The organism is Arthrobacter sp. NQ4 (genome assembly GCF_029077345.1).
GTDB lineage: Bacteria > Actinomycetota > Actinomycetes > Actinomycetales > Micrococcaceae > Arthrobacter.
This window is the reverse complement of record NZ_JARETC010000004.1, coordinates 258,804-275,849: the sequence shown is the minus strand read 5'-3', so window position 1 is coordinate 275,849 and position 17,046 is coordinate 258,804. Positions and strand designations below refer to the sequence as shown.

Sequence of the window (17,046 nt, the reverse complement as noted above, 5' to 3'; positions counted from 1 at the left end):
TCCAGGCAACGCTTAGGTAACGCCCGGAATTACACCATTTTGGGAGGCAGGAGAAGTTACGCAGTCGACGCCTGCCACCTGTTTACACCCCCTTTAAGGCGGTCATAGGGTGCTCACCTAAACAAGGTTGAAAGCAGCCTTGGGAAGGGAAAGAGCACCATGAAAAGCAAGATTGCGGTCATGGCCCTGGCTGCCCTGAGCTTGATTCTGGCCTTAGTCGCCGGGGCCCCCGCATCAGCCCATGCCGCCGACAAGCCGCTGATCGGCCTGACCTTTGACGACGGGCCATCCGCCGAGCGCACCGCCTTTGTCCTCGACGTCCTCAAGGAAAAGAACGTCAAGGCAACGTTCTTCCTCCAGGGATCCCACGCCCAGCAGTACCCTGACCTGGTCCGCCGGATCAAAGCCGAGGGACATGTGATCGGCAACCACTCCTGGGACCACGCCAACTTCCCCGACCTCACCCAGGCGAACCAGAAGCAGGAAGTTGACCGCACCAATGCCGCGATCAACTCGATCACCGGCACCACACCCGTGCTGATGCGCTTCCCGTTCGGCAACAGCACCCCCTACGCGCTCAAATACATCAGGAGCCTCGGCATGAGCGGCGGCATCCAGTGGCACTGGGAGGTCGGCGAGCCCGGCGACTTCGAGTGCCCCGGTGCAGCTGGAGTCCAGAAGTACGTGCTGGATGAGGTTGCCCCGGGTGCAATCATCCTGCTCCACGACGGCAACGACGTCCTGTCCTGCCCCGCCTCCCAGTGGGACTACCTGTCCAGGACCATCGACGCCATCCGGGCCAAGGGCTACGACTTCGGCGTAGTGGCTCCTTCCAACAAGCCAAGCGCGCTCAACGAAGGGTCCTATGGCGTTGTGGTGGCGCCCTGAGTAAGGCCGCCTTTCGGACGTTTCACCTCTTCGTCGCCCACCGCTCTGGAATCCGAAGCACCTATTAGGTATGTTGGTAAGCATGCTGATGATTTTTCCCTGGTCGTCAGCCCCCGGTAACAAAGCGAAGGAGACGTTATGAGCACGAAGGTGGAAAAACGCATTCTGGTGAACGTACCGGTGAGCACCGCATACAACCAGTGGACCCAGTTCGAGGAGTTCCCGCACTTCATGGGCGGTGTCAAGAGCGTCACGCAGCTCACTGACGACCGGTTGGAATGGGTGGCCGAGATCGGCGGCGTCCGCAGGCAATGGGAAGCCAAAATCCTGGAGCAGGTCCCGGACCGGCGCGTTGCCTGGGCCGCCACCGAAGGCGCCACGAATGCCGGCGCCGTGGACTTCGAGGACGTTGGCGGCGGCCAGACCTCCCTCCGGCTGACCCTCGAATACGAGCCCGAGGGCCTGGTGGAGAAGGTGGGCGACAAACTGAACGTCGTTGACCGGCAGGCGGAATCGGACCTGCAGAAGTTCAAGGAATTCATCGAGGATGAAGGCTACGCCAGCGGCGCCTGGCGCGGATCGGTCAACGCCGGCTCCGCGGTTGGCACGCCCGGTGTTGAACACGCGGGCGCGTCCCGCGGCGATTCCGGCAAGGCCGGTGTTTCGGGCAAGGTTGCCGCCGGCGTCGGCATTGCCGCAGCAGCCGGTGCAGCCGCGGCGATGGCAGCCAGTGGCAACAAGGACAAGACGGAAACGCATGACGTGACGGTTGCGGAGACCACTCCGGTGGTTCCGGCAGAGCCGGTTGTTCCCGCCGAGCCCCTGACCACCGGATCCACCACGGGCTCGGCCGACGCAGGCGTCGGGATTCCGGCAGCGGGCACGACGGCGGCGGCCGGCTCCACCGGTTCAGTCGCCGATCTGGGCGATGACAGGATCGGGCACGCTTTCGACCAGACCAACGGCCTGGTGGACACCACCGGGGAGTCCGACGAGACGCTCGAAGGCGAGAACCTCAGCGCCGGCGAACGGCGCGGGGACGACCGCGGTTCCGAGGGCGGCCTTCCGCCGGTGGGTGGCAACCTCGGCGGCCACTGACCCGCACTGACCCGCAAGCAAGCGCCGCCCGCCTTCCCCCAAGGCGGGCGGCGCTTTCGCGTCTTCGGCCGGCCTATTTGGCCTTTCCGGCGTAGAAGACGGCCGGCATGGCCGGTGCCTGCATACCCTCGCCGATGAAGAAGCTCGGGTGCGGCGGCTGGTTGTAGCCCACCGTTTCGCGGGCCACGCCGGTCCGGTACATCGGGTCATGCATCAGGGTGCGCAGCCGGACGTCGGTGGGCGAGGTGCTGGTGTAGATCCGCAGCTCGGTGCTGTCCGCTGAAGGGAACACCAGCTCTTCCCGCCAGTCGCCCAGCAGGTCCGCCTGCAGCGACGGGTTGCCCTTGGTGTAGTTGTTGGTGCGGGCGCCGGTGGCCGTCAACAAACGGTCGCTGGATTCGGTTTCCCAGTTCCACTTGGAGATGGTGGGCACGCCGTACCCGGCCACGGCATCGAAGTCGTGGTCCACGATCTCCCGCAGCAGGTCGCCGTCCCACCAGGCCATGAAGTTGGCTGCAGGGATCTTGTCCGAGATCCGCTCGCCCTTGGCGGACATGAGGAACCCCATCGGGGAGTTCCACGCGGCGTCGCCGCCTACGGCCCAGCTTTCAGAACCCGGGAATCGGGGGTCGATGTCGCCGGTGGCGCCGCGGCCGGTGTCCTTGACGGCGGGGATGCTCCACAGCACTTCGCCGGTGGCGGCATCGCGGAACGTGGCGCCGCGGTTGCCGCTCTGGCTCATGCTTTCGTGCACTGCGAAGGTTTCGAGCCCCGGCCGGGAAGGATCAAGATCGCCCGTGTGGATGGCGTCGCCGTGGCCCAGCCTGGTGTTGTAGAGCGGGGTGCCGTCGTCGTCGATGGTCATGGAACCAAAGACGAATTCGTCCTTGCCGTCGGAGTCCACGTCCGCCACCGACAGGTTGTGGTTGCCCTGGCCCTTGTACTCGGCTCCGGCCACATCGGAATCGAACTTCCAGCGCTTCACCAGCTTGCCGTTCACAAGGTCGTAGGTGACCAGCACCGTGCGGGTGTAGTAGCCGCGGCTGAACATCATGGACGGGTGTTCACCGTCCAAATAGGCAACTCCGGCGAGGAACCTGTCCACGCGGTTGCCGTAGTTGTCGCCCCACGCGGATACAGCGCCGCGCGGCGGATCGTAGGGAACGGTGTCCATGATGGTGCCGCTGGCGCCGTTGAACACCGTGAGGAATTCCGGTCCGGACAGGACATAGCCGGCACTGGTGCGGTAATCGGCCGCGGCGTCACCGATGACACTTCCCGCCGCATCGGTGGTTCCGTCCGCGGTCTTGAACGCCACCTCGGCCTTGCCGTCACCGTCAAAGTCGTAGGCCAGCATCTGCGTATAGTGGGCGCCCGCCCGGATGTTGCGGCCCAGGTCGATGCGCCACAGCTTGGTGCCGTCCATCCTGTAGGCGTCCACGTAGACGTTGCCGGTGTACCCGGACTTGGAGTTGTCCTGCGCGTTGGATGGGTTCCACAGCTGGATGATCTCGTAGGCGCCGTCACCATCAAGGTCGGCGACGCTGGAATCGTTGGCGCTGTAGGAGTATGGCTTTCCGTCCTTACTGACGCCGTCAGCCGGCTTGTCCAGCTTGATGGGGAGATAGTTCTGTGCCAGCGGGCTGAACTCGGCGCTGAGTTTGTCCTGCCCGTTGCCGTTGCCCACGGTCTTGATGACGTACTTGGAGTCCTTCGTGCCATCCGGGTCCAGATACGTGGTGGTGTCCCGGATGGGTTCGTCGGTGATAATGGCGCCGTCGCGAATGACCTGGAATCCAATGCTGTCCTTGTCCAGGCCCAGCATGCGCCAGCCCAGGCTGACCCCCTGGTCCGTCAGGACGGCAACCGGGGCGCGGTCCAGGTTCTCCACCTGGCGCGTCAGGCCGGAGTGTGCGCGGGCCGCCGGAGCGGCAGGACCTCCCGGGCCGGGATCAGCGGCAGCAAACGGGACACCGGCCAAGGCCATGGCTGCTGCAGCGAGCGTGGCCGCCGCGGCAGCCGGCACAGCCTTCCGCGCCCTGCCCGCCGGGAATTTCGGGGAACACATTGAGGGGTTTGCCAAAAGAACATCTCCTTTGATGCGGCGGCAGCTGAGTCTGCCGCACAACAGTTTGGAACGTTTCATTCGATGCGGCGCATCCTTCTCACGAGTGATTTTGAGGAGGTGCAAGCACCGAGGAAAGCGCTTTCTGCCTTTTAGGTTTATCAGTGCCTTACAAGAATGGTCAAGAGTTTGACCGTGAGGAAATGGGAGAATTTGTTCTAGGTCGATTGCTTCTGTGCCTCTAACGCCTGTTGCTTCTTTGCGGCCGCCTGCAGCAGGGGCACCGTGCGGGTGGGCATCACTTCCACCAGGGACATGGCGGTGCTGGTCCGGACGACGCCGTCAATCGCCAGCATCGCGTTGGTGATCCGGTGCAGGTCGGCCGGGTCCCTCGCGGCCACCTTGGCCAGCAGGTCGGCATCGCCGGTGGTGGCATGCATTTCGATGATCTCCGGGATGGTCTGCAGCGCTGCCACGGCAATGTCGCTGGAGGACTGGCTGATGGAAATCGAGATGAAGGCGATGAGCGGCAGGCCAAGAGCCTCGGTCCGCACCCGCTGGCTGAAGGGTGCCAGGCTGCCGTCATTTGCGAGGCGGCGGAGCCGGGCATGCACCGTATTGCGGGCCACGCCCAGCGTGCGGGAGAGGGACAGGACAGTAGCCTGCGGGTCCCGGTCGAGTGTGAGGAGGATCTCTGCGTCAAGGGCATCAATGAGGTGCATAGTGAGCATTTTGCCACTTCTGGAGATAACATCTGCTGGATCTGTCCTGCTCGATCCTCCTCTGTTGCGCAGACGTCCTGATTTCACCCATCATGCCTTCCATGACCAGCACCCTTCCAGAAGCCGCGGCACCAGAGGTCCGCGCCGCCGTCGCCCAGCTTCCCGCCTACGTGGCCGGCAAGAGCGCCCAGTCAGCCCTGACCGCGGCCCTTGCCTCGAACGAAAGCCACTTCACTCCCCTGCCGTCCGTCGTCGACGCGATTGCCGCAGAGGGCGGCAGGATCCACCGGTACCCGAGCATGGGCGCGGTGGAAGCACGGGAGGCTATTGCCGGGCACTTCGGTGTCAGCGCCGATGAGGTTGCCGCCGGACCGGGAAGCTCCGGAGTGCTGCAGCAGATCATCTCCGCCGTCTGCTCGCACGGGGACGAGGTGGTGTACGCCTGGCGGTCCTTTGAGGCATATCCCATCCTTGTGGCGGTGGCGGGCGCGGTTTCGGTCCCCGTGCCGCTGCTGGCGGATGAGCACCACGATCTCACGGCCATGGCTGCGGCCATTACGGAGCGCACCCGGCTGGTGATCCTGTGCTCGCCGAACAATCCCACCGGGGTGTCCATCAGCGCGGAGGCGCTGGAGGAGTTCCTCCAGTCCGTTCCCCCGCGTGTGCTGGTGGTCCTGGACGAGGCGTATGTCGAGTTCCAGCGCGGCCCGGGCGTCGACTCCCTGGACTTCTACCGCCGCTACCCCAACCTCTGCATCCTGCGGACCTTCTCCAAGGCGTACGGACTGGCTGGCCTGAGGATCGGTTACGCCATTGCCCGGCCGGAGATCGCCGAAGGCCTTCGGCGCACGGCCGTTCCGTTTGGCGTCAACAGGATGGCGCAGGCTGCCGCGGTCGCTTCGCTTGCTGCGGAGGACGAGATCCTTGAGCGCACCGAGGCGGTGGCACAGGAACGGACCCGCGTGATCGGGGCACTTCGGGGCCTGGGCTGGGACGTCCCGGACAGCCAGGCGAACTTCTACTGGCTGCGGGCTTCGGACGAGCTGCGCGTGCAACTCCTTGACGCGCTGGCCCAGGCCGACATCCTGGCACGCGGCTACGCGGTGGACGGCGTGCGCATCACCCTGGCCGATGCCGCCACTAATGACCGCGTGTTGGCAGTCCTGGCAGACCGCGGGCGGTTCTTGCCTGGGGCGGGCGCCCCCCAGTGAGCACCTCCACGGAAACACGCGCTGACGCAACCACTGCTGCCCCGGACACACACCCGGAAGAGCCGACGGCGGGACGTCCCGTGCCGCCGTCGGCCGTCCGCCATTCGGTGGTAGAGGACGTCCTGGGCATCCTCACCGGCACCTTTGCGGCCTCACTTGGCCTGTTCCTCCTCAAGTCCAGCGGCGCGGTCACCGGCGGCACCGCGGGCCTGGCGCTGCTGCTCAGCTACTCCGTTGCACTGCCGTTTGGTGTCATCTTCTTCGCCGTGAACCTGCCGTTCTTCGCGCTGGCGGTCTGGAAGAAGGGCTGGAATTTCGCCCTCCGCACCGGGGCGGCCATCGCCCTCGTGTCAGTGATGGCAAGCCTGCACCCTGCCGCGCTGGGGTCACTGCACCTCGACCCGGTGTACGGCGTGGTGGGCGGAAACCTGCTCGCCGGCGTCGGTCTCCTGATCCTGTTCCGGCACCAGTCCAGCCTGGGCGGCTTCAACATCCTTGCCCTGCTGTTGCAGGAGAAGCTGAACTGGCGCGCCGGGTATGTACAGATGGTGCTGGACGTTGCCATCGTGCTGGCGTCTCTGGTTTTGGTGCCGCCGATGCTGGTGCTGCTGTCCGCTGCCGGTGCCACGCTGCTGAACCTCATCCTTGCGCTGAACCACCGCCCGGGCCGCTACCTGGGTAAATAGGAGGCCGGAAAGTAGCCAGAGCCCAGCCCTTTTATTCCCGGGCACCGGCTGAAATATCGGCAGGGGGACCGCTGTTGCCGCCACTATGACAACAATCGGAATCATCGGTGCAGGACATATTGGCAGCCAAGTCGCACGGAAGGCTGTGGAACTGGGCTACGACGTAGTCATCAGCAACTCGCGCGGGCCGGAGACGCTCCAGGACCTCGTGGCTGAGCTTGGCCCGAAGGCCCGGGCAGCCACCGCAGCCGAAGCGGCAGCCGCGGGCGACTTCGCAGTGGTGACAGTGCCCCTGAAGAACTACAAGGACGTCCCGGCGGAGCCGCTGGCCGGCAAGGTTGTGATCGACACGAACAACTACTACTGGGAGCGGGACGGCAGGATCCCCGCCCTGGACAACGGCGAGGCCACCACCTCCGGGCTGCTGCAGGAGCACCTCCCACAGTCGAAGGTGGCCAAGGGCTTCAACCACATCATGGCCAAGGACATCACCACCGACGGATCACCCGCCGGCACCGCCGACCGGCGGGCCCTGGCCACCGCCAGCGACTATCCGGAAGCAGCCGAACTGGTGACCCGCCTCTACGACGAGTTCGGTTTCGACACCGTCAATGTGGGCCCGCTCTCAGAGAGCTGGCGTGTGGAGCGGGACCGTCCGGCCTACGTGAAGCGGCAGACCGCCACCCAGCTGAAGGACAACCTGGCCAAGGCTCCGCGCACCATCTGATCCGTCCTTCCGGATCCCGCAGGTCCGTCCTTCCGGATCCCGCAGGCCAAACTGGCCGGCAGCCCCTGCTGCCGGCCAGTTTCTTGTCACGGCACTACTTCCGGGCCGGAACCAACACCACTTCGAACGGGCTGGGCGGCTGGTTGAACTGCGCGTTCACGGCGGCCAGCGTATTTCCGAACAGGGCCACGGTGGTGGGGACATTGAACGAGCCGCTCTTGATGGTGCCTTCCACGACGCCGGAGGACAGGTCCCCGGACAGATCAATGCGGGCTATCTGGTTCAGCTGGTTCTGGACCGCCCACAGGGTGCCGCCGCGCACCAGGATGCCGTCCACGAAGGGGACGCTGACGCCCTCAATGGCTGCACTCTCCCCCGTTTCAGGGTTGACCGTGTACACCGCACTGTCGGCTGTATGCGCCACCAGCAGGACCCTGCCGTCGTCAGCCGAGGCGATGCCGTTGAGGTTGAAGTCCGGCGTGAGGTCCGCGGCCGGCCCGCTCAGCTTAAGGGTCTTCACCGTTCCCAGTTCACCGTCTTCTCCCACCGGCAGGAAGTAGAGTTCCGCCGCGGCCGAATTGGTGAACCAGGCGCCCTCGCTGGTCAGGGTGACGTCGTTGATGAATCCCTTGGCCAGGTCAAAATCGGCCACAGGTTTGCCGGTGACGGTGTCGTAGACGAAAGCCTTGCCGGTGGTGGCGCCCGCCACGAACAACAGGTTGTGGCAGGGATCGGCCTTCATTCCGGCGGCTGCGCGCCCCTCGGGGGCGTGGATGAAGCGGGTGGCGGTGCTTTGGCGGAGGTTACCGCGGAAAATATCACCCGTGGTGAGTTCCCCTGCGTAAAAAGTCCTCCCCTCCCCCGCCGCGATGCCCTCCGCGGAGGTGGCGCCGTCGAGCACGATCTCCCCTGATCGGGGCGCGGCCGACGCCGGAATGGCTGTGGGGAGGAGCAGTGAAAGCAGGGCGACAAGTCCCGCGGCGGCACGGCGGCGTACTGTTCGGCGCATGCTGGTTCCTTAGTCTGGTCTGATGCGCGCGGGGCCCATCTGCGGAAGCTCCGCACGATTGGTACTGCCAGTTTAAGCGCCGGTATTGGGCTTGCGAAGGCATGGGGGTACCCAATCTGCTTACAATCGAAACCTCTGACCACTACCGAGGGACCCATGAAGAAATTCGCCACAGCCCTGTTTGCCGCCGGCCTCGTTGCTTCTGCTACGGCCTGCACCGCCACACACCAACTGACCACCGCTGAGACCTGCGAGCGGATCCAGGCCGTTGTGTCGAACCCCGCCAACAACGCCGGCAAGACGGGCATGAACAACCTCGCCAACCAGATCCGTCCCATCCACGCCGTGGCCTCGGACGACCTCAAGCCTGCCCTGGCACAGATCCTGGCGTACACGGACGAACAGGCCAAGGAGAACCCGGACAAGGACAAGCTTGCCGATTTGCAGTCCGGCTACCAGGAGGCCGGCAGCACCTACAGCAAGTTCTGCGGCCAGGGCGCCCAGTAGTCAGCTGATCCAGCCCGGGCGTCCAATTCGCCCGGGCTGCGTCACAGCGTGGCCGGATCCGTGTTGGCACCGCAGAGGATGACGGCAACGCGCTCGTTCGTCCCCGGTACATACGCGCCGGAGGTCAACGCAGCGTAGGCTGCTGCAGCGCCGTGTTCCACCACGATCCGGTAGTCGTTCCAGAGTGCCGAGCGTGCGGCAATGATGTCAGCGTCGCTGACAAGGACGCTTTCGACGCCGCAGCGGACCGCCACTGAGAAGCCGATGTCGCCTGCGCGGCGGGCACCCAGGGAGTCGGCCGCGATACCCGATACGGCGACGTCCACCGGCTCACCGGCTGCCAGGGCGGCGTGCAGGGTCGGCGCTGTTTCCGGTTCGACGGCCACCACTTTGGCTGAGCCCTCGACGGCGGCGGCTACCCCCGCCATCAGCCCGCCTCCGCCCACTGCCACCAGGACGGTGTCCACGTCCGGTACCTGCTCCAGCAGCTCGGAGCCCACTGTTCCGGCACCGGCAGCGATTTCGGGCTGGTCATAGGCGTGGCAGTAAACCGCGCCGGTTTCCTCGGCGTGGGCCACGGCGGCCTGGTAGGCGGCCGCGTACTCCGCACCACCCTGCACCACGGTGGCACCGATGGCCTTCAGCTTGGCGACCTTGACGGCGGGCGCGGCTTCCGGGACGAAGACGGTGGCCGGAACCCCCAGCTGCTTGGCGGCATAGGCATTGGCCAGCCCCGCGTTTCCGCCGGACGCCACCACGACGCCGACGCCGCCCCTGAGTTCCCCGCGCTCCTTGGCTGCCAGGATGCGGTTGAGCGCGCCGCGGGCCTTGAATGTGCCCGTGTGCTGCATGAACTCGCATTTGAGCCTTACCTGGCCGTCGGACAGGTCGCGGTCCGCCTCCATCACGGGCGTCCTGCGGATAAGGCCGGCGGTCCGGCGCGCGGCCTGGTCAATGTCGGTGCGGGAGATCATGCCTAGACTTCGCCGTCCCAGGTACCCGGCTCCTCCAGCGCCTCTTCCGGCTTGCTTTCCTCCGGCTTGTTGCCGCGGGCCGCGTCCCCGCCCCCAACATAGGACGCGGGAACGGTTCCGGCGGCGTGGACCTGCTGTTCCTCACGGATGTTCGCCGCGCCCGGCTGTTCGGGGTGCTGCCCGGACTGGGGTGCCTTTTTGGCGGCCTCCCGGGCTTCGTCCGGATCGCCCGGGCCCCGGAGGTCTGCGGTGTTCTGGGGATCGTCGCTGGAAACGGTCATGGTCCTGCCTTTCACCTGGGAACTGCCTGTTCTGGCACTGCCTCTTCTGGAACTGCTTGCCCGGCCGGGGAGACCCCTTCCGGGGCTCCAGCCTACGGTCTCGAGGCAGCCGTCGGCCCCTTCCGGCGCGCAATTTCCGGCAACCCGGCGCACAATTCCCGCCAGCCCGGCGCGCGACTCCCGGCAGCGGCAAATGGAATGTCATGATGCTTTCCATGGGCAAGCCGCACCCCGAGTGCTTGCCCCCGTGACCGGTGGCATGTTCAACCAGGCAGCCGCCATGAGACCGGAGCCTGCCATGACCGCTGTCCAGATCATCCCGCTGGTGATCCTCGTGGCGATGTTCGTCATCGCCACCAAATGGCCGCTGAACATCGGGGTGATGGGGCTGGTAGCCTCCTTCGGCGTCGGCTATTTCATGCTGGGAATGTCCGACCGGGAGATCCTGGCGGAGTTCCCCGCCAGCATCGTCTTGACCATCATTGGCGTCACTTACTTCTTCAGCATGGCCCAGCGGAACGGCACCATCGACATCATCGTCAAGGGCTGCGTCCGGATGGTCCGCGGAAAGACCCTGCTGCTGCCGTGGGTGTTCTTCCTGATCGCAGCCGCGCTGACCTCGCTCGGCACGTTCTCGCCCGCCGCCGTCGCGCTGCTCGCTCCCGCGGCCATCGGATTCGCCTACGACTCGAGGATCCACCCTGTCCTCATGGGCGCGTTCATCATCAACGGCGCCCACGCCGGCGGCTTCTCCCCGCTGTCCGTTGCCGGTGTGCTGGTGCATGACATCGCCCTGAAGAACCACTTCCCCATCTCCCAGGGCGGCCTGTTCACTGCCAGTTTCGCCCTGAACCTGATCCTCTCCGTGCTCACCATCGTCCTGTTCGCCCTGATCGGCAGGCTGCGTGACGGCACCGCGGGCCAGCACGCGGACATCGACACCTCCGCCACCGGACGCCCGCACGGCCAGCAGGTCCTGACCCTGGTCCTGATCGCCGTGATGCTGGCAGCCACGCTCGGTTTCCACCTGCCCATCGGCTTTGTGGCCCTCTCCGCAGGCCTGCTCCTGGCATTCATCAACATTAAGGAGCACAGGACCTTCATCGGCGGCATTTCCTGGTCCACGGTCCTGCTGGTTGCCGGGATGATCACGTACGTCTCCCTGCTGGAGCACGTGGGCGTCATCGATACCTTGGCCGGGCAGGCCCTGGCCCTGGGTACGCCGCTGCTCATCGCACTGGTCCTGTGCTACGTGATCGGTGTCGGCTCGGCCTTCGCTTCCTCCACCGCCCTGCTCACCGCGTTCATACCCCTGGCCGGACCCCTCCTGGCCACGAGCTCCCTCAGCGCCTCCGGAACTGTTGCCGCGCTGGCCATCGCGGCCACCGTCGTCGACGTCTCCCCCTTCTCCACTGATGGCGCACTGGTGGTGGCCAATGCCCGGGATCACGACCGGCAAAGGGTCTACAAGCAGCTGACGTTCTATGCCGGCGGCGTGGTGCTGGTGGCTCCGGCCCTGGCCTGGGCGCTGCTGATACCCACCAACATCATGTAGCACTGCACTTCACCCCGCCGCTGGCGCCTGTGAATTCCAGCTCATCCGGGACATTGCGCCCGTCCCCGGCGTTAAACGGAGCGGCGGGAGGAGGCCGGATGATCATTGTGCTGACGGGCATCGACGGATCGGGAAAGTCGACGGCGGCCCGCGCGCTGGTTTCGATGGTGCGGGCCCGCGGCGGACGGGCCTTGCTGGTGAGCAACCATGCGGGCCGGCGGGTCATGTCCCTGGCCGCGGCCAGGCTGGGAGTGCGGCTGCCGGACAGGGTGGCAGACGGCGTCGAAACCCTTCTCCGGGTGGCCAACGTGCTGGTATCGCACCTGCGCGCCAGCCGGTTCGACGGCCTGGTGGTGATGGACCGCCACCTTCACTGCCAACTGGCACTGCGGCACGCAAGAGGGCTGCCCCGCGGACGCTTCCTCCCCTGGCTGCTGGCCCGGCTGCCGCAACCGGACGCCGTCTTCCACCTGGACATCGACCACGCCGAAGCCCACCGCCGCATCATTGTCCGTGGGACGGATTCGGAGAGCCTTGCTGACCTCGCCGCCTTCCACCACGGGTACCGGGAACTGCCGGAGTACGCGGGCTTTTTGCGGATAGACGCGTCCGCACCGGCGGGCGAGGTCGCGGCGGAGCTCCATTCCCGGCTGGAGTTCGCGCAGGCCTGAGGGGCGCGCAGGACGGGCCAGGACTTTGCAGTCCTGGCCCGCCTCCGCGCTGTGGGTTGCGGCTACCGCGAGGCAGTCGGGGAGGCCGACGACGAGGCGCCACTGCCCGATGACATCGTCGCCGAAGAGGTGGACGAGGCGGTCGACGAAGCCGAGCCACTCGGCGAGGACGTGCCCATGGAACCCGACGAACTGGTGGAGGACGGGCTGGAAGTGGCGCCCCCGCCGTCGGCCTTCTTCAACACGTCATTGATGAGGCCCTCAAGTTCCTTCTGGTCCTTGTCGCCCAGGTCGGTGCCGCTCTTCGTGGCCACCACCAGCAGGCGCCCCTGCGCGGCGGAAACCTGCATCAGCTTCTGCTGGTTGTCACCGCTGCGGGTGCTGACGGTGGCGAAGGTCTTGTCCGCGTCGGTGTCCGTCTTCAGTTCCTTGCTGGACACGTCGTATTTCTGCCCCAGCGCGGAGACCGAGAACTTGGCGCACTGGTCCATCTTGCCGCTGATGTCGTTCAGTGTCTTTACGGCGTCTGGGCCGTCGCTGCCGGACTGGGCCGACAGGCTGCGCGGCTGGTTACCGTCCGAAAGTGCTACGGCAACGTCACCGTTTTCCACCTTGTCCAGCAGGCCGGCCGTGGCAATGTCCTTGCAGTCCTTGGGGTCGATGGTTGCCGTGCTCATGAGCAGGTTGGCGATGTTTCCGCCTTGGTCAACCTGCTCCTTGGAGTACAGCTTGAGCTCATTGCCGTCGGCGTCCTTCATGCCCGAGATCAGGTCACGGAGCTGATCCTCCGAGTACACCTTGGCGTCCGCGGTCGGGCTGGCGGACGGCGACGCGGTCGCCGAACTGGACGGGGTGGCCGTACCGCCGCCCCCGCCCGAGCAGCCGGCCAATGCCAGCATCGCCGCAGCCATTACTCCAAGCGCAGAAACTTTTCGCATCAGGTTCACCCTCCGAAATAGACAGCATGCTTAGCACTTTCACTGTAAAGGTTCCCACTGGCACGGTGAAATAACGGCACGGAGGAAGTTTGCCTGATAGTGCCGCGTGCAGGATTTGTGCCGAATGCCCGCGGGGCCGTTGTGGAATAATCCGTGGCGGGAGGCGAGTGGACCGTGAACAGTGAGCTCATCCTCCGCGGGCACATTGTTTCGGCGACCCTGGATGTGCCGGACGGTGTTGTAGCGGTCGACGGCGGCGTGGTCACCTTTGCTGGGCCGGCGTCGGAATTTCCCGGGGTTCTTCCGGATCAGGCCGCGGCACCGGGGTTTCTCCTGCCGGGCCTGGTCGACCTGCACTGTCACGGGGCACACGGCTCTGACTTCTCGGAGGGCAACCCGGACGGTGCCCGCCACGCCGCCCGCTACCTTCACAGCCGCGGCACAACTACGCTTCTGGCCAGCATCGTCACGGGGCAGCCCGGACAGCTTGTCCGCAACCTTTCCGCTCTTCGGGGGCTGGCTGGTGAGGGCCTCATTGCCGGTTCGCATCTCGAGGGTCCATTCCTTTCAACGGAGCAGTGCGGCGCCCATGACACTGCGCTGCTGTTGGATCCCGATCCGGGCCTGGTGTCCGGATTCCTTGGTGCTGCCGGGGAATCAATGGTTTCCATGACCCTGGCGGCCGAGCTTTCCGGAGCGTTCGAACTTGTGGATCTCCTCGCGGCGCGCGGCATCATCCCGTCCTTGGGACACACGGCTGCGGATCATCCGACGGCGGCGGCTTTCCTTAAGCGCGCAGCGGGCGGTTTGGCCGCTGGCGGGCATTCCACGGGGCGGCGGCGGCCGACGGTTACCCACCTGTTCAACGCCATGCCTCCACTGCACCATCGCTCCCCCGGACCCGTCGCGGCATGCCTCAGCGCGGCACGGGCGGGAGAAGCGGTGGTGGAACTGATAGCCGACGGTGTACATGTGGCGCCCGAAACGGTGCAGTTGGTCTTTGATCTAGTTGGTGCGGACAATATCGCCCTCGTCACCGACTCGATGGCTGCAACCGGTCTTGACGACGGCCAATACCTGCTGGGGTCCCTTTCCGTCACGGTAGACCAAGGCGTGGCGCGGGTGGATGCCACTGGTGCCATTGCGGGTGGCACCAGCACGCTGCTGGAGGTCCTCCGGACTACTGTGGCCGCGGGTGTTTCCCTGCGCGACGCCGTAACCTCAGCGTCGGCTGTTCCAGCGTCCGTGCTGGGGCTCTCGGCGCAGGCCGGGGATCTGCGTCCCGGGATGCCGGCGGACGTGTTGGTGCTTGACCAGGATTTGAAGCTTGCCCGCGTGCTGCGGAAAGGCGCGTGGGTAAACTCCTCGGGCTGACCGCTACAGCCTGCTGAGGCGCACCGGTTTCGGGCGCCGCTTCGAATGTCGGACCCCCGTTGGATGATGTTCTTATGGGAATCGCCGGTGGTGTTGGGGTGGCTTTGGAAGGTGTCCATGCCTCCGTTGCTGCCCTTGATGCGCTGGAGAAAGAGGACGATTTCCTGGCTTCCGGGGCTCATGCTGGTGCCGGTGTGGATATTAGCGCCGGTACGGATGTTTTGCAGCGGCGGTATGAGATCCGGCTGGAACGGCTGGAGCTGATGGCTCGGCTGGAGGCGCAGCTCGCTGCGACGAAAGCACGCGACGCCGCTGAGGCAGCGGAGTTCCAGCAAGCGATGACCCCGCCGGACGCCTCGATCCAGGACCGCACTTACGCTGACATGTCGGTGGTGGAGGAAATCGCCGGAGTCCTGACCATCAGCTCCACAGCCGCGGGCGCTTTGGTGGAGCAGTCACGCCGGATCTGCTCCCTGCCGCACGCCATGAACGCCCTGGCCGCGGGCGCGATGTCCTGGCAGCACGCCCGGATTGTCGCCGACGAAACCGAGGGCCTCACCACTGACGGCGCGGCGTCGCTGGTGGCGCATTTCTTCGACCCTGACGCACCCCGCCCCGCCCGCGGCGCCACCCCCGGAGACCTCGTACCGTCACGGTTCCGAGCCAAGGTCCGTGGCTGGCGGGAACGCCACCATCCGGAATCGATCGAGAAACGCCATGTAAAAGGGGTAGCCGACCGGCGGATGGAATACACCCCCGACAAGGACGGCATGGCCTGGGTCTCCCTCTACCTCCCCGGGGACACCGCCTCCGCGATCTGGAACCGCACCACCGCAACCGCCCGCGGACTCCAAGGCCCCGACGAAGAGCGCACGCTCACCCAGCTGCGCCCCGACATCGCCGCCTCCCTGCTGCTGGGGGCTGGGAACACCACACAGACCGGGAAATCCACGGAGGTCGGGAAGGTCCCCACCCCGCGGGCCGATGTCCTGGTGATGGTGCCCGTATTTTCCCTCCTCGGAGCCACCGACGAACCCGCCGTACTGGATGGCTTCGGCCCGATCCCGGCCTCCATGGCACGGAAACTGGTCGCCGACGGGGCGGACTCCCTCTACCGGGTCCTGATCGACCCCAGGGACGGGGCACCACTGGAGATCGGAAGGAAGAACTACCGGCTCACGGAGGCCATCAAACGGTGGGTCAGGATGCGGGATGCCAAGTGCACCTTCCGGGGCTGCGCCAACCGCACGCCCGATAACGAAACAGACCACCTCACCGCCTGGCAACACGGCGGCACCACCAACGTCAGCAACCTGGCCCAACTCTGCCCCAAGCACCACCGACTCAAACATCACAGCCAATGGACACCCGACCGGCCACCAAGAATGAACCACCCGGCTGGACCTCACCCACGGGACGGCACTACAACGCCGAATACCAGGACCCAGAACCAACCCACTGGCCACCAGGAAACTGGCCGCAATGGCTGCAAAGGCTCATGCCAACGGAGCGAAGCCTCTTGGAGGAAGCCCTGTTGGAGCGCCTTGCCGTGTAGCAACTCTGGAGGAACCACAGGGCGCATGACGCTTCCCTTGGCACATCGCGGACAGCCAGCGAACGGGCTAGGCAGCCTCGGGGGATCCCGCAGCGCGGCCACGGAGCCTCATCCGTTGCGTGCGCTCCTTCATAGTGAGAGCCCGCAGCCGCGGAACGGCCCCAAGAGCAAGCGGCTGCCCATGGCCCGGCGCCAGCAACCGGGGACCCAGACCTGCGAGGCGTGTGATGGAGTCCATGGATTGCTCCCAGTTCCAGGTGGTGTACCTGGGTGGCCCGGACAGGTCCGGTACGCCTGAGAGGATGCCGCGGATGGAATTCAAACCCACCGTCACCACCGCATCCCCGGTGAGCAGGACGCCATCGCCGGCGCGCCAATAGGCAACATGTCCCGGGGTATGGCCGGGCGTGGGGATGGCCGCCCACCCTGGCAGCCCTGGTATTCCTCCATCGCGGGGCAGGCTGCGGGCGACGTCCGTGATGTCACCGGACGCTTCGATCCTGCGGCGGGTGCGGGCGGGCAACGACCACAGGAGCGGGGCGATGATCCAGCGGTCCAGCGGCATTGAAAACTCGGGGATGTATTTCCCGGCGGCCATGGGCAACTCTGCTTGGTGAACGTACACCGGCACCTCCCACGTCCGGGCCAGGGCACCGGCAGCGCCGGAGTGGTCCGGATGGATGTGCGTCAGCAGGATGGCACCAGGCGTGATGCTATTCCCCAACTCTTGCTCCACAGCGCGCCGGACCGGCTCCGCGCTGCCGGCCCAGCCACAGTCCACCATC

The 17,046-nt window shown here is 65.9% G+C and carries 16 protein-coding genes and 1 pseudogene; 10 read left to right on the top strand and 7 right to left on the bottom strand.

The window, feature by feature from the left end; translation table 11 throughout:
• Positions 1-159 precede the first annotated feature (159 nt).
• Both PUN51_RS09830 and PUN51_RS09825 read left to right on the top strand, forming a co-directional pair.
• A complete protein-coding gene (locus tag PUN51_RS09830) occupies positions 160-888 on the top strand; it encodes a polysaccharide deacetylase family protein (protein ID WP_224023182.1) in 729 nt (242 codons plus the stop codon).
• 138 nt (positions 889-1,026) lie between these two features.
• A complete protein-coding gene (locus PUN51_RS09825) occupies positions 1,027-1,986 on the top strand; it encodes an SRPBCC family protein (RefSeq protein WP_224023184.1) in 960 nt (319 codons plus the stop codon).
• A 73-nt stretch (positions 1,987-2,059) separates the two neighbouring features.
• On the opposite strand, the gene PUN51_RS09820 is transcribed toward PUN51_RS09825, so the two are convergent.
• Both PUN51_RS09820 and PUN51_RS09815 read right to left on the bottom strand, forming a co-directional pair.
• A complete protein-coding gene (locus PUN51_RS09820) occupies positions 2,060-4,054 on the bottom strand; it encodes a rhamnogalacturonan lyase (RefSeq protein ID WP_275180825.1) in 1,995 nt (664 codons plus the stop codon).
• 215 nt (positions 4,055-4,269) lie between these two features.
• Positions 4,270-4,782 (bottom strand): Lrp/AsnC family transcriptional regulator, encoded by a 513-nt coding sequence (locus tag PUN51_RS09815; RefSeq protein WP_201302383.1) that lies wholly within the window; start codon positions 4,780-4,782, stop codon positions 4,270-4,272.
• A gap of 83 nt (positions 4,783-4,865) precedes the next feature.
• On the opposite strand from PUN51_RS09815, the gene hisC reads away from it, so the two are divergent.
• From hisC to PUN51_RS09800, 3 genes are all read left to right on the top strand, one after another.
• Positions 4,866-5,984 (top strand): histidinol-phosphate transaminase, encoded by a 1,119-nt coding sequence (hisC, locus tag PUN51_RS09810; protein WP_275180755.1) that lies wholly within the window; start codon positions 4,866-4,868, stop codon positions 5,982-5,984.
• Positions 5,981-6,670: a YitT family protein gene (locus PUN51_RS09805; RefSeq protein ID WP_374114925.1), complete on the top strand. Its 690-nt coding sequence runs from the start codon at positions 5,981-5,983 to the stop codon at positions 6,668-6,670. The genes hisC and PUN51_RS09805 overlap by 4 nt, the downstream gene beginning before the upstream one ends.
• An 85-nt stretch (positions 6,671-6,755) precedes the next feature.
• A complete protein-coding gene (locus PUN51_RS09800; RefSeq protein WP_224023191.1) occupies positions 6,756-7,397 on the top strand; it encodes an NADPH-dependent F420 reductase in 642 nt (213 codons plus the stop codon).
• A 94-nt stretch (positions 7,398-7,491) separates the two neighbouring features.
• Here PUN51_RS09800 and PUN51_RS09795 read toward each other — a convergent pair whose 3' ends face one another.
• Positions 7,492-8,406 carry an SMP-30/gluconolactonase/LRE family protein gene (locus PUN51_RS09795; RefSeq protein WP_159630388.1) on the bottom strand — a complete coding sequence of 305 codons (915 nt, stop codon included), beginning with the start codon at positions 8,404-8,406 and terminating at the stop codon, positions 7,492-7,494.
• 156 nt (positions 8,407-8,562) lie between these two features.
• On the opposite strand from PUN51_RS09795, the gene PUN51_RS09790 reads away from it, so the two are divergent.
• Complete coding sequence (locus PUN51_RS09790) at positions 8,563-8,913, top strand: hypothetical protein (RefSeq protein ID WP_159630386.1); 351 nt, start codon at positions 8,563-8,565, stop codon at positions 8,911-8,913.
• Positions 8,914-8,954: 41 nt separating this feature from the next.
• Here PUN51_RS09790 and PUN51_RS09785 read toward each other — a convergent pair whose 3' ends face one another.
• Positions 8,955-9,887 carry a threonine/serine dehydratase gene (locus tag PUN51_RS09785; RefSeq protein WP_275180754.1) on the bottom strand — a complete coding sequence of 311 codons (933 nt, stop codon included), beginning with the start codon at positions 9,885-9,887 and terminating at the stop codon, positions 8,955-8,957.
• Between the two features lie 2 nt (positions 9,888-9,889).
• Positions 9,890-10,168 carry a hypothetical protein gene (locus PUN51_RS09780; protein ID WP_275180753.1) on the bottom strand — a complete coding sequence of 93 codons (279 nt, stop codon included), beginning with the start codon at positions 10,166-10,168 and terminating at the stop codon, positions 9,890-9,892.
• 298 nt (positions 10,169-10,466) lie between these two features.
• Here PUN51_RS09780 and PUN51_RS09775 point away from each other — a divergent pair, with 298 nt between their 5' ends.
• Both PUN51_RS09775 and PUN51_RS09770 read left to right on the top strand, forming a co-directional pair.
• Entirely contained in the window at positions 10,467-11,723 is a 1,257-nt protein-coding gene (locus PUN51_RS09775) for an SLC13 family permease (protein ID WP_275180752.1), read from the top strand.
• Positions 11,724-11,821: 98 nt separating this feature from the next.
• Complete coding sequence (locus PUN51_RS09770; protein ID WP_275180751.1) at positions 11,822-12,394, top strand: AAA family ATPase; 573 nt, start codon at positions 11,822-11,824, stop codon at positions 12,392-12,394.
• Positions 12,395-12,456: 62 nt separating this feature from the next.
• On the opposite strand, the gene PUN51_RS09765 is transcribed toward PUN51_RS09770, so the two are convergent.
• Complete coding sequence (locus PUN51_RS09765) at positions 12,457-13,332, bottom strand: hypothetical protein (RefSeq protein WP_275180750.1); 876 nt, start codon at positions 13,330-13,332, stop codon at positions 12,457-12,459.
• Positions 13,333-13,506: 174 nt separating this feature from the next.
• Here PUN51_RS09765 and PUN51_RS09760 point away from each other — a divergent pair, with 174 nt between their 5' ends.
• Both PUN51_RS09760 and PUN51_RS09755 read left to right on the top strand, forming a co-directional pair.
• Entirely contained in the window at positions 13,507-14,706 is a 1,200-nt protein-coding gene (locus tag PUN51_RS09760) for an N-acetylglucosamine-6-phosphate deacetylase (protein ID WP_275180749.1), read from the top strand.
• Positions 14,707-14,780: 74 nt separating this feature from the next.
• Positions 14,781-16,004 (top strand): annotated as a pseudogene (locus PUN51_RS09755) (DUF222 domain-containing protein); the annotation flags it as partial.
• A 324-nt stretch (positions 16,005-16,328) separates the two neighbouring features.
• Here PUN51_RS09755 and PUN51_RS09750 read toward each other — a convergent pair.
• A complete protein-coding gene (locus PUN51_RS09750) occupies positions 16,329-17,045 on the bottom strand; it encodes an MBL fold metallo-hydrolase (RefSeq protein ID WP_275180822.1) in 717 nt (238 codons plus the stop codon).
• Position 17,046: the final 1 nt, after the last annotated feature.

Coding starts and splice junctions, on each gene's coding strand:
- PUN51_RS09830 (WP_224023182.1), top strand. CDS start 160: ATGAAAAGCAAGATTGCGGTCATGGCCCTGGCTGCCCTGAGCTTGATT.
- PUN51_RS09825 (WP_224023184.1), top strand. CDS start 1,027: ATGAGCACGAAGGTGGAAAAACGCATTCTGGTGAACGTACCGGTGAGC.
- PUN51_RS09820 (WP_275180825.1), bottom strand. CDS start 4,054: ATGTGTTCCCCGAAATTCCCGGCGGGCAGGGCGCGGAAGGCTGTGCCG.
- PUN51_RS09815 (WP_201302383.1), bottom strand. CDS start 4,782: ATGCTCACTATGCACCTCATTGATGCCCTTGACGCAGAGATCCTCCTC.
- hisC (WP_275180755.1), top strand. CDS start 4,866: ATGCCTTCCATGACCAGCACCCTTCCAGAAGCCGCGGCACCAGAGGTC.
- PUN51_RS09800 (WP_224023191.1), top strand. CDS start 6,756: ATGACAACAATCGGAATCATCGGTGCAGGACATATTGGCAGCCAAGTC.
- PUN51_RS09795 (WP_159630388.1), bottom strand. CDS start 8,406: ATGCGCCGAACAGTACGCCGCCGTGCCGCCGCGGGACTTGTCGCCCTG.
- PUN51_RS09790 (WP_159630386.1), top strand. CDS start 8,563: ATGAAGAAATTCGCCACAGCCCTGTTTGCCGCCGGCCTCGTTGCTTCT.
- PUN51_RS09785 (WP_275180754.1), bottom strand. CDS start 9,887: ATGATCTCCCGCACCGACATTGACCAGGCCGCGCGCCGGACCGCCGGC.
- PUN51_RS09780 (WP_275180753.1), bottom strand. CDS start 10,168: ATGACCGTTTCCAGCGACGATCCCCAGAACACCGCAGACCTCCGGGGC.
- PUN51_RS09775 (WP_275180752.1), top strand. CDS start 10,467: ATGACCGCTGTCCAGATCATCCCGCTGGTGATCCTCGTGGCGATGTTC.
- PUN51_RS09770 (WP_275180751.1), top strand. CDS start 11,822: ATGATCATTGTGCTGACGGGCATCGACGGATCGGGAAAGTCGACGGCG.
- PUN51_RS09765 (WP_275180750.1), bottom strand. CDS start 13,332: ATGCGAAAAGTTTCTGCGCTTGGAGTAATGGCTGCGGCGATGCTGGCA.
- PUN51_RS09750 (WP_275180822.1), bottom strand. CDS start 17,045: ATGGTGGACTGTGGCTGGGCCGGCAGCGCGGAGCCGGTCCGGCGCGCT.